Annotated in this window: 12 protein-coding genes; 6 read left to right on the forward strand and 6 right to left on the reverse strand. The window is 40.0% G+C overall.

Going from position 1 to position 10,171, the window contains the following annotated elements; all coding sequences use genetic code 11:
• Window positions 1-84: 84 nt before the first annotated feature.
• From L654_RS01000000125685 to L654_RS0107150, 5 genes are all read right to left on the reverse strand, one after another.
• Window positions 85-249, reverse strand: coding sequence for a hypothetical protein (locus L654_RS01000000125685; protein WP_007375928.1), 165 nt, complete (start codon window positions 247-249; stop codon window positions 85-87).
• A gap of 257 nt (window positions 250-506) precedes the next feature.
• Window positions 507-920 carry a nucleoside diphosphate kinase regulator gene (gene rnk, locus L654_RS0107135; protein WP_024607668.1) on the reverse strand — a complete coding sequence of 138 codons (414 nt, stop codon included), beginning with the start codon at window positions 918-920 and terminating at the stop codon, window positions 507-509.
• A gap of 194 nt (window positions 921-1,114) precedes the next feature.
• Window positions 1,115-2,761, reverse strand: coding sequence for a chaperonin GroEL (gene groL, locus L654_RS0107140; RefSeq protein ID WP_024589564.1), 1,647 nt, complete (start codon window positions 2,759-2,761; stop codon window positions 1,115-1,117).
• 48 nt (window positions 2,762-2,809) lie between these two features.
• Entirely contained in the window at window positions 2,810-3,097 is a 288-nt protein-coding gene (locus tag L654_RS0107145; protein ID WP_007580032.1) for a co-chaperone GroES, read from the reverse strand.
• A 110-nt stretch (window positions 3,098-3,207) separates the two neighbouring features.
• A complete protein-coding gene (locus tag L654_RS0107150; RefSeq protein WP_007580034.1) occupies window positions 3,208-3,684 on the reverse strand; it encodes an FxsA family protein in 477 nt (158 codons plus the stop codon).
• A gap of 178 nt (window positions 3,685-3,862) precedes the next feature.
• Here L654_RS0107150 and cutA point away from each other — a divergent pair, with 178 nt between their 5' ends.
• The 5 genes from cutA to accC all read left to right on the forward strand — a co-directional run bounded on the left by cutA (window position 3,863) and on the right by accC (window position 8,556).
• On the forward strand, window positions 3,863-4,183 hold the full coding sequence (cutA, locus tag L654_RS0107155) for a divalent-cation tolerance protein CutA (protein WP_024607669.1): 321 nt from the start codon (window positions 3,863-3,865) through the stop codon (window positions 4,181-4,183).
• The gene (locus tag L654_RS0107160) at window positions 4,183-6,018 is read left to right on the forward strand and encodes a protein-disulfide reductase DsbD (protein WP_024607670.1); all 1,836 of its coding nucleotides are present in this window, start codon (window positions 4,183-4,185) and stop codon (window positions 6,016-6,018) included. Before cutA ends, L654_RS0107160 begins: the two co-directional genes overlap by 1 nt.
• A 228-nt stretch (window positions 6,019-6,246) precedes the next feature.
• A complete protein-coding gene (gene aroQ, locus L654_RS0107165) occupies window positions 6,247-6,699 on the forward strand; it encodes a type II 3-dehydroquinate dehydratase (RefSeq protein WP_007580040.1) in 453 nt (150 codons plus the stop codon).
• Between the two features lie 37 nt (window positions 6,700-6,736).
• Window positions 6,737-7,189 (forward strand): acetyl-CoA carboxylase biotin carboxyl carrier protein, encoded by a 453-nt coding sequence (gene accB / locus L654_RS0107170; RefSeq protein ID WP_024607671.1) that lies wholly within the window; start codon window positions 6,737-6,739, stop codon window positions 7,187-7,189.
• Between the two features lie 26 nt (window positions 7,190-7,215).
• Window positions 7,216-8,556 carry an acetyl-CoA carboxylase biotin carboxylase subunit gene (accC, locus tag L654_RS0107175; RefSeq protein ID WP_007580045.1) on the forward strand — a complete coding sequence of 447 codons (1,341 nt, stop codon included), beginning with the start codon at window positions 7,216-7,218 and terminating at the stop codon, window positions 8,554-8,556.
• A gap of 256 nt (window positions 8,557-8,812) precedes the next feature.
• On the opposite strand, the gene L654_RS0107180 is transcribed toward accC, so the two are convergent.
• The gene (locus L654_RS0107180) at window positions 8,813-9,514 is read right to left on the reverse strand and encodes a FadR/GntR family transcriptional regulator (RefSeq protein WP_024607672.1); all 702 of its coding nucleotides are present in this window, start codon (window positions 9,512-9,514) and stop codon (window positions 8,813-8,815) included.
• Between the two features lie 199 nt (window positions 9,515-9,713).
• Between L654_RS0107180 and L654_RS0107185 the strand changes: the two genes are divergently transcribed.
• A partial coding sequence (locus tag L654_RS0107185; protein WP_024607673.1) for an SDR family NAD(P)-dependent oxidoreductase occupies window positions 9,714-10,171 on the forward strand: 458 nt, incomplete at its 3' end.

The following is a 10,171-nucleotide window of genomic DNA, read 5'->3' on the forward strand; positions in this document are numbered from 1 at the left end:
CACTCCGTACTATTAAATAAATGTGCTTTTTATCATATTTAGTAAACGATTACGCAGGTATATGCCCGCAGTATGTAATATGAATTAACTTACGAGTTCGTCTTCATCATCGGGTGGATCACCTGAGTCTTCTTTGCGTTTTCTTTGTTCTTGTTTTGCTTTTTGTACATTTTCGTATGTAGGCGGTGGGATAGGAATAATAGAAATAAGCGGAAAGAATGCTAAAAATAAATAAGCCCCCTTAGACATACTTTTACCCCACGTGACCATTTTGAGCATAGCCCAAACTACGAATGAAAATAACCCAGTCACAAGGGCAACAAAAACAAAGAAGATGAATATTCCGTTATTATTTAATAAATCCATTTAATATAAATCTTAGTTATACGTAACTTAGATGTGGGTATAAATTAAACAATATTAATCTGCTTTATAATAAAAAGTTAAACCCAGCCGAGGCTGGGTCTACTTTAAATCGATTTTTTAGTACTAAGTGCATAAAGTGTTTATCTGTGTAATTCACCAGCACGTTCTGGTTGATAGGTTACTTCTTTTATTTTTACCTTTATTAAGCCGCCACTCGGTTTAGGCCACTCAATTTCGTCGCCTTGGTTTAGCCCAAGTAATGCGCTACCAACGGGTGATAATATCGATATTTTATCGCCGCTAGAGTCACTGTTCTTTGGGTACACCAAGGTTAACGTAAATTCTTCTTTAGAAGACTCAACAATAAAGTTTACAGTTGAGTTCATCGTTACAGCTGACGATGGCATATCTTTAGGTTCGACTATTGTAGCTCGTGCCAGTTCAGCTTCCAATTCTTCTTTATTAGCAAAGCTACCTGCAGGCAATGATTCCATTAAGTCATACAATCTATCTGCATCGAGTGATGAGATGATTAGTTCAGGTTTTTTATTCATCTTAATATCCTTAATAATTTTTAATAAATAAAATTAACTCTGAGTATGGCTTGGCATGCATTTAAGAAGCAAAGGGATACGCGAAGTCATTTTATTAATTAGCCACACCTGTGGCTTTTACTTTATTTGTGCCCAATAGCTAAAAACCCAGCCGAAGCTGGGTTTTTATTTGAGCTAGGTGTTTAGGGGATGATTTACATCATTCCGCCCATACCACCCATTCCGCCCATGCCACCCATATCAGCGCCACCAGCTTCATCTTTTGGGATTTCAGCTACCATTGCTTCAGTAGTGATCATTAGACCCGCAATAGACCCTGCAAACTGTAATGCAGAGCGTGTTACTTTAGTTGGATCTAGGATACCCATTTCAATCATGTCGTTGTATTCGCCAGTTGCTGCGTTGTAACCGTAGTTACCTTCGCCGCCTTTAACTGCGTTAATTACAACTGATGCTTCTTCGCCAGCGTTAGTTACGATTTGACGAAGTGGTGCTTCCATTGCACGAAGTGCAACTTTAATACCGTGGTTTTGATCTTCGTTGTCGCCAACTAAATCAACCAGCTTGCTAGCTGCACGTACAAGTGCAACGCCACCGCCAGGTACTACGCCTTCTTCAACCGCTGCACGAGTTGCATTTAATGCATCTTCAACGCGGTCTTTTTTCTCTTTCATTTCCATTTCAGTAGCAGCACCTACTTTGATTACTGCAACACCGCCGGCTAGTTTAGCCATACGCTCTTGTAATTTCTCTTTATCGTAGTCTGATGTTGCTTCTTCGATTTGTGCTTTAATTTGTGAAACACGACCGCTAATACCCGCTTCTTCACCAGCACCATCAATGATTGTTGTATCATCTTTAGTGATAATTACGCGCTTAGCTGTACCTAGGTCTTCAACTGTTGCTTTTTCAAGCTCTAAGCCGATTTCTTCAGAAATAACAGTACCGCCAGTTAATACAGCGATATCTTGTAGCATTGCTTTACGACGGTCGCCAAAACCAGGTGCTTTAACTGCTGATACTTTAACAATACCGCGCATGTTATTAACTACTAATGTAGCTAGTGCTTCGCCTTCAAGGTCTTCTGCGATGATTAGTAGTGGTTTGCTTGCTTTAGCAACCGCTTCTAATGTTGGTAATAATTCGCGGATGTTAGATATTTTTTTATCTACAAGTAGAATAAATGGGTTATCTAGTTCAACAGTGCCTTTTTCTGGGCTGTTGATAAAGTAAGGAGATAAGTAACCACGGTCAAACTGCATGCCTTCAACAACATCTAGTTCGTTTTCAAGTGATTGACCTTCTTCTACAGTAATAACACCACTGTTACGGCCTACTTTTTCCATTGCTTGTGCAATGATGTCGCCAATCTCTTTATCAGAGTTAGCTGAAATAGTACCTACTTGTGCAATTGCTTTAGTATCAGAACAAGGAACAGATAACGCTTTAAGCTCTGCAACAGCAGCAATAACTGCTTTGTCGATGCCGCGCTTAAGATCCATTGGGTTCATACCCGCTGCAACAGCTTTAAGGCCTTCATTAACAATAGACTGTGCAAGTACTGTAGCGGTAGTTGTACCATCGCCGGCTGCATCATTTGCTTTAGATGCAACTTCTTTAACCATTTGTGCGCCCATGTTCTCAAACTTGTCTTCAAGTTCGATTTCTTTTGCTACAGATACACCATCTTTAGTGATAACTGGTGAGCCAAATGATTTATCTAGTACAACGTTACGGCCTTTAGGACCTAATGTAACTTTTACTGCGTTTGCCAGGATGTTTACGCCAGTTAGCATTTTAGCGCGTGCGTCACCTGCAAAAAGTACTTCTTTTGCTGCCATGTTTTAAATTCCTCTAAATTCTTAAATGTTTATAAACGAAAAGTAGGTTTAGCCTACAATGCCTAAAATATTATCTTCACGCATGATCAGGTACTCTTGACCTTCGATCTTTTCAACTTTTTCAACATATGAGCCAAATAACACAGTGTCACCGGCTTTAACTTCTAACGCTCTCACGTCACCGTTTTCTAAAACGCGACCATTACCAACGGCTACAACTTCTCCGCGAGTTGATTTTTCAGCTGCAGAGCCAGTTAATACAATACCGCCAGCAGATTTTGTTTCTTCTTCTAGACGTTTAACGATTACGCGATCTTGTAAAGGACGAATGTTCATGTTTTTTAGTTCTCCTAACAGTTTCTGAACAGTACAGAAAAAAGCTTTTCTAATTTGCATTCATTAATGGGGGTAGAGTGAAAAATTCCAAGAGAAAAAACGATAAATTTTTAATCTTTTCTCTCATATTCACCATCAATAGTAGTTGGTCGTTCCATTTGCCCTTGCTCTCGTTCAGCATGTTGCTGCCCAGCAAACGGCGATGGCCCTTGTTGCATGCCTGCGCTCATTCTAACAGTTGCTTGGCTAGCAAGGCCTGCAGCCAATTTGTTACGAATTGCAGGGGTTAATAATAGTAGCCCAAATACGTCAGTCATAATGCCAGGAGTAAGGAGTAATACACCTGCAATTACAACGCATATACCGGTAAATAATTCTTTGGCTGGCATTTGCCCTTGCGCCATTTGCGCTTGTACGTTTTGCAGCGCACCCATACCTTGTGTTTTAACCATTTTGGCACCTAAAATCGCAGTAATAACAACAAGTGCAATTGTTGCAAATCCGCCAATCACGTCGCTTACTTGAATCAGCAAAGCGATTTCGATAATAGGGATGATAATAAACAACACAAATAAAAATCTAAACATAGCGCTCTCTAAATAATGACACTCAAAAGAGTTGATGAAATATAAATGAGGGTGACGAGGTCTCTTTTCAAGGTTAGGGCATAGGTATCGTCATTTTACTGATATTTTAGCGTCTACACATTGTATCGGCTATCAGATACTATGAAGCTAGACACTGTCCAATAAGTAAAGGTTCATAATGAGTACGCAATTTAAAATGATTTTTACGACCTGCAAAGATGAAGCCGAAGCACGCACCCTTGCAAGGGCGCTAGTAGAGAAAAAGCTGGCCGCTTGTGTAAATATTTTACCTAACATGGGTTCTATTTATATGTGGGAAGGCGAAGTGGTAGAAGCAACTGAAGCCAAGCTACTTATAAAAACAAAAGCAGACAAAATGAACGATGTGTTTCTAACAATAAAAGAGCTACATAGCTACGAAGTGCCAGAGATCCAGGTTTTAGAAGTTTCTACGGGAAATTTGGCGTATTTTAATTGGATGGACGAGGTACTGAATTAATGCGTTTTTTCTTTTTATTGTTGGTTACATTATTAACCGTACCTGTAAAGGCTGCGACTAATAATGTGCTTGGTGATCTACTTGGGCCTCCTCAACACACTTTTTTACCTGTAGACCAAGCGTTTGTATTTGACTTTGACCAGCAAGGTAGCACCTTGTTTGTAGGTTGGGATATAGCACCAGACTATTATTTATATAAAAAGAAAATAGAAGTTATTGCCAAGGGTGCAAACATTCAAGTAGGTGACTCTGGTAGTGGCGAAATTATTGAAGATGAATTTTTTGGTAAAACAGAAGTCTTTTTTAATACCGCGAGCGTTGTTAGTAAGTTAAGTAATATCACTGAGGGAGCGGTTGTTAAGGTTCGCTATCAGGGCTGTGCAAAAGCAGGGCTTTGTTATCCACCAGAAGTGATTAGCATTCCACTTAGTGTAATTAGTGGCGCACAGATTAAAAATGTAGATCAAAATAGCGCTACAGATGAAGCGGCAACAGCGCAAAGTACATTTGCAGCACTCAACGAGCCAACTACTGAACCTACAACAAATTCAGGTGACACCGAAAAAGAACTGACTTTTACTGAGCAATTAGCCAGTCAGAGCTTAATAACTAATTTACTCATATTTTTTGCTGTTGGTGTAGGCCTTGCTTTTACGCCGTGCGTATTTCCAATGTTTCCTATTTTGTCGAGCTTAATTGCGGGTCAGCAAAACCTTTCAACTAAAAAAGCGTTTGCGTTGTCGTTTGTATATATACAAGGCATGGCAGTTACCTATGCAGCGCTTGGCTTAGTTGTTGCTGCGCTTGGTGGGCAAGTGCAGGGGTATTTACAGCATCCATTTGTGTTAATCAGCTTTAGTTTATTATTTGTATTGCTCGCTATGTCGATGTTTGGTTGGTACGAAATTAAACTGCCAAGCAGTATGATGAGCAAGCTAACCCAAGTAAGTAACAGCCAAAAAGGCGGCAACTACGTTGGCGTATTTTTAATGGGTGTACTTTCGGGCTTAATAGCATCACCTTGTACTACTGCGCCACTGTCGGCGGCACTGTTATTTGTAGCGCAAAGTGGTGATTACTTAGTAGGTGGTTTAACACTGTACGTGCTCAGTTTAGGTATGGGGTTACCACTTTTATTACTTGGTACATCTGGCGGTAAATTGCTTCCTAAAGCGGGTGGTTGGATGGAGCAAGTTAAAACCTTGTTTGGTTTTGTGATGCTCGTTGTGCCGCTTATATTACTTGAGCGACTAGTAAGCGCCGACATTATATTATTAATGGCAGGTGTGCTTGCATTAGCAACAGCACTGTACTTACATCATTGGCAAAGTAGCCAAACACAAAGCAAGTTAAAAACTGCATTATGGTTTGCTGCAACTCTATTAGTTATTACAGGCTTTACGTTAACTAAAAACTACTTTTGGCCAGTTCAAGTACAAACAGTACAGGTAAGCTCACAAAATAATGAGTTTAAACAGGTTGCTGATTTAGCAGAATTAAAAGAAGCAGTTGCACAAGCAAACGACGAAGGTCGAATGGTTATGGTCGATTTATATGCCGACTGGTGTGTGGCGTGTAAAGAGTTTGAACATTACACCTTTCCTGATGCCAAAGTGCAAAGTGAGTTTAGCCACTATCAGCTTATTCAAATTGATTTAACTGAGAGTGATAATAAAACAATTGAGCTAATGGAAGAGTACACGGTGTTTGGTTTACCTAGTATTTTGTTTTTTAATACTCAAGGACAAGAGCTTAGTACGCAGCGCGTAACGGGCTTTTTAAATGCTGAGGACTTTACTAAACACCTAGCAGTTGTGCGCGCCAGCGCACAATAATAGTGCAATAGTGCCACTTGAATTGACTAAGTGGCACCTTCTTAATTCTTCTTATATTTGTACCCACGACACTGATAAGACCAGTATTTTGCTGCTATTTACGTCGAAATCACTATAATAGTTGGTTAACGTGAGAAATTGTTGCTACATTGCTTTTTCTGCTTACTTAAAAGTGAAAAACTAGTTAGTAACCGCTTAACTCATTACTTATAGGATATATCGCGTATTATGGCTGCAAAATTTAACCTTTTAGTTATAAATGGTCCAAATTTAAACATGCTTGGTAAACGTGAACCGGATAAATACGGTTTTCAGACGCTGAGTGAGATTATGGAGGAGCTAACCAGTGCTGCTAATAGTCTAGATGTTGAGTTAACGCATTTTCAAAGTAATAGTGAGCAAGCACTCATCGAACGAATTCACGATGCTTGGCAAGCGGTTGATTACATAATTATCAACCCAGCTGCATTTACGCATACTAGCGTCGCATTACGTGATGCACTGTTGAGTGTTGATATTCCGTTTTTTGAGGTGCACTTAAGTAATGTGCACGCACGTGAAGCCTTTCGTCATCATTCGTATTTTTCTGATGTGGCACAAGGCGTGATATGTGGATTAGGCGCAATGGGTTATCACGCAGCATTGAATGCCGCTGTGAGCCGGTTGCAAAGCGCAATTTAATTTAAATTAACACACAAACTAACAGGCGGGTCGTGTAATGGATATTCGCAAGATAAAGAAGCTTATCGAATTAGTAGAAGAATCAGGTATTGCTGAGCTAGAAATCACTGAAGGTGAAGAATCAGTACGTATTAACCGTAACAACATGAGCGCTGGCCCAGGTTACCCGCAATTTGCTCCACAGCAATATGCACCAGCGCCAGCAGCACCAGTTGCNCCTGTAGCTGTTGAAGCAGCAGCACCAGCTGAGCCTACGGGTCATCAAGTTAAATCACCAATGGTTGGTTCTTTTTACTCAGCTGCGTCTCCTGAAGCTCCAGCATATGTAGAAGTTGGTCAGCAAGTTAAAGTTGGCGATACACTTTGTATTATCGAAGCTATGAAAATGATGAACCAAATTGAATCAGATAAAGCCGGTACAGTAAGAGCTATCTTAGCTGAAAATGGCGAGCCAATAGAATTTGATCAACCTCTATTCATCATTGAATAATAGCGTAACCTAAAAGGCCAACTCTAATGTTAGATAAAGTAGTCATTGCAAACCGAGGTGAAATTGCACTTCGTATATTGCGCGCCTGCAAAGAGCTTGGGATCAAAACGGTTGCTGTGCATTCAACGGCAGATCGCGATCTTAAGCATGTATTGCTTGCAGATGAAACCATCTGTATTGGTAGACCATCAGCAACTGAAAGTTATTTAGATATTCCGCGCATTATTGCTGCGGCTGAAATAACTGACGCTGTAGCGATTCATCCTGGTTACGGTTTCCTTGCAGAAAATGCTGATTTTGCCGACCAAGTTGAGCAAAGTGGTTTTGTATTTATCGGTCCTCGTGGCGACACTATTCGCCTTATGGGTGATAAAGTGTCTGCTATCGCAGCAATGCGTAAAGCCGGCGTTCCATGTGTTCCTGGCTCTGACGGTCCAGTATCAGATGATAAAGAACGCAACATGCAAATCGCTAAGCGTATCGGTTACCCGGTAATCATCAAAGCTGCTGGTGGCGGTGGTGGTCGTGGTATGCGTGTTGTTCGCAGCGAATCTGAACTTATTGATTCAATTGCATTAACACAGCAAGAAGCTAAGCAATTCTTTGGTAATAGCATGGTTTACATGGAAAAATTCCTTGAAAACCCACGCCACATCGAAGTTCAAGTATTAGCAGACGGCCAAGGTAATGCAGTACATTTAGGTGAACGTGATTGTTCTATGCAACGTCGTCACCAAAAAGTAGTTGAAGAAGCTCCAGCACCAGGAATTACTGCTGAAACGCGTAAATTCATTGGCGAGCGCTGTACACGTGCATGTATCGAAATTGGATACCGCGGTGCAGGTACGTTTGAGTTTTTATACGAAAACGGCGAGTTTTACTTCATCGAAATGAATACACGTATTCAGGTTGAACACCCTGTAACTGAAATGGTTACTGGTATCGATTTAGTGAAAGAGCAGTTAAAAATTGCAGCGGGTCAACCGTTATCATTCACTCAAGACGACGTTGTTATTCGTGGTCATGCTATTGAGTGTCGTATTAATGCTGAAGATCCTGAAACGTTTATCCCGTCACCGGGTAAAATTACACGTTTCCATCCAGCAGGTGGTTTAGGTATTCGTTGGGACAGCCATATTTACGCTGACTACACGGTTCCACCACATTACGATTCAATGATTGGTAAGTTAATTACTTACGGTGAAAACCGTGATGTAGCTATTGCCCGCGCACGCAATGCACTTAACGAGCTAGTAATTGACGGAATTAAAACTAATACTCCTTTGCATAAGAGAATTCTTGCAGATGAAAACTTCCAAAATGGTGGTACTAACATCCACTACCTTGAGAAGAAATTAGGATTGTAATTCTAGCCTGTAAAAGGCGTTTTATCTCAGTTAATAACCAGAGTTATTAATCTGATTTAAATAATTAAAAATCCGATATCAGGAGACTGATATCGGATTTTTTAATGTCTGTAATTTATACCAATTCGTTTAATTAAATGATCAAGTATTATTGCGGATTGGTATTAAGCCTTATAGGCAATAAAAAAGTCCATAAAATATACTGCAAAGAGTAAATTCGATGGACTCAATATTTATACAAAATGTTGAACTAACATTAAACTAATTTAGATTCAATTAACTGTAGTGCTTCTTCTAAAATTGTTTCTACTGCTTTTTTAGCGCGTTCAGGATCGCGTGACTTTATGGTTTCTAAAATATTAGCGTGCTTAGCAACGTCTGCGCCCGGTACACCTTTAATGTGGTTTGTATAACGAATACTTACTCTAAGGGCAGTACTAATAAACTCAGTTAACTGCACAAAAAAGCGATTGTTACTGGCAACTAATATGCTGGTATGAAAAGCAATATCAGCTTCGAGTGGGTCGTCCAAGCCTTCGTCTGCTTCAGCCATACGGGCTAAGGCGTTATCAATTTCAGCGAGTTGTTCAGCAGTTGCATTTAGTGCAGCAAGAGCGGCTGCTTGTGGTTCAAGGGCAACGCGTACTTGAGTAAATTCTTTTAATAATGAAAGTGATGGCTTGCTGCTTAAAATCCAACGTAGTACGTCGGTGTCAAACATGTTCCAGCTGCTTTCAGGTAATACACGAATACCTTGCTTAGGACGAGAAGAAATTAATCCTTTAGCAGAGAGCATTTTTACCGCTTCGCGGGTAGCGCTGCGACTTACATCATACTTTATACATAAATCGGCTTCAGAAGGGAGGCCTTCGCTTACAGGGTAAACACCACGCACAATAGCAAAACCCAAATCGTGGGTTAATTGTTGTGTTAAATTTTGACGGGGTTGGCTTTTCATTGCGCAGGATTCCGAGTTGATATATTGCTTTATTATATATCATATATCATATTAATGTACTCAAGGATATGATATAAACTTTTAATTAGCTAAATATTTTAACACAGCAATAACAACTTAGTTTGGCTCTTTATACTGTAAATGTAAGTTTATAAAGAGTTTAAATAAAATTGAAAATGCGCTGTATGGAGAGTTTAATTTGGACACCCTAGCTCAATATCATAGTATTTCTGGCAAAGTGATTTTTATTACAGGTGGTGCATCAGGCATTGGCAGAGCAATGGTTAAGTCCTTTGTAAACCAAAATGCAAAAGTAGCATTTATAGATATTGATGATAAGGCAGCGCAATCGCTTATTAGTGATTTACCCAATGCAAAACTATGGTATAGGCAAGTTGATGTAACTGACTCTCATGCACTTCAGCAATCACTTGTGGATGCATGCGCCGCTTTTGGTGCCATTAATGTATTAGTTAATAATGTAGCGAACGACCGCCGCCAAGCGAGCGAAGACGTTACAGTGCAAGACTGGGATCAGTGCTTACAAATAAACTTAAACCCTGCATTTTTTGCCTCTCAAGTTGCTATGTCTTTTATGAAAGGCGATGGAGCCGGCAGTATCATTAACTTTAGCTCTATTAACGCCATTATGGGCCA

This window comes from Pseudoalteromonas sp. TAB23, from assembly GCF_000498075.1.
GTDB lineage: Bacteria > Pseudomonadota > Gammaproteobacteria > Enterobacterales > Alteromonadaceae > Pseudoalteromonas > Pseudoalteromonas arctica.

Bases quoted from the DNA above. Each gene is read 5' to 3' on its own strand.
- L654_RS01000000125685 (WP_007375928.1), bottom strand. From the start codon at position 249: ATGTCTAAGGGGGCTTATTTATTTTTAGCATTCTTTCCGCTTATTTCT.
- rnk (WP_024607668.1), bottom strand. From the start codon at position 920: ATGAATAAAAAACCTGAACTAATCATCTCATCACTCGATGCAGATAGA.
- groL (WP_024589564.1), bottom strand. From the start codon at position 2,761: ATGGCAGCAAAAGAAGTACTTTTTGCAGGTGACGCACGCGCTAAAATG.
- L654_RS0107145 (WP_007580032.1), bottom strand. From the start codon at position 3,097: ATGAACATTCGTCCTTTACAAGATCGCGTAATCGTTAAACGTCTAGAA.
- L654_RS0107150 (WP_007580034.1), bottom strand. From the start codon at position 3,684: ATGTTTAGATTTTTATTTGTGTTGTTTATTATCATCCCTATTATCGAA.
- cutA (WP_024607669.1), top strand. From the start codon at position 3,863: ATGAGTACGCAATTTAAAATGATTTTTACGACCTGCAAAGATGAAGCC.
- L654_RS0107160 (WP_024607670.1), top strand. From the start codon at position 4,183: ATGCGTTTTTTCTTTTTATTGTTGGTTACATTATTAACCGTACCTGTA.
- aroQ (WP_007580040.1), top strand. From the start codon at position 6,247: ATGGCTGCAAAATTTAACCTTTTAGTTATAAATGGTCCAAATTTAAAC.
- accC (WP_007580045.1), top strand. From the start codon at position 7,216: ATGTTAGATAAAGTAGTCATTGCAAACCGAGGTGAAATTGCACTTCGT.
- L654_RS0107180 (WP_024607672.1), bottom strand. From the start codon at position 9,514: ATGAAAAGCCAACCCCGTCAAAATTTAACACAACAATTAACCCACGAT.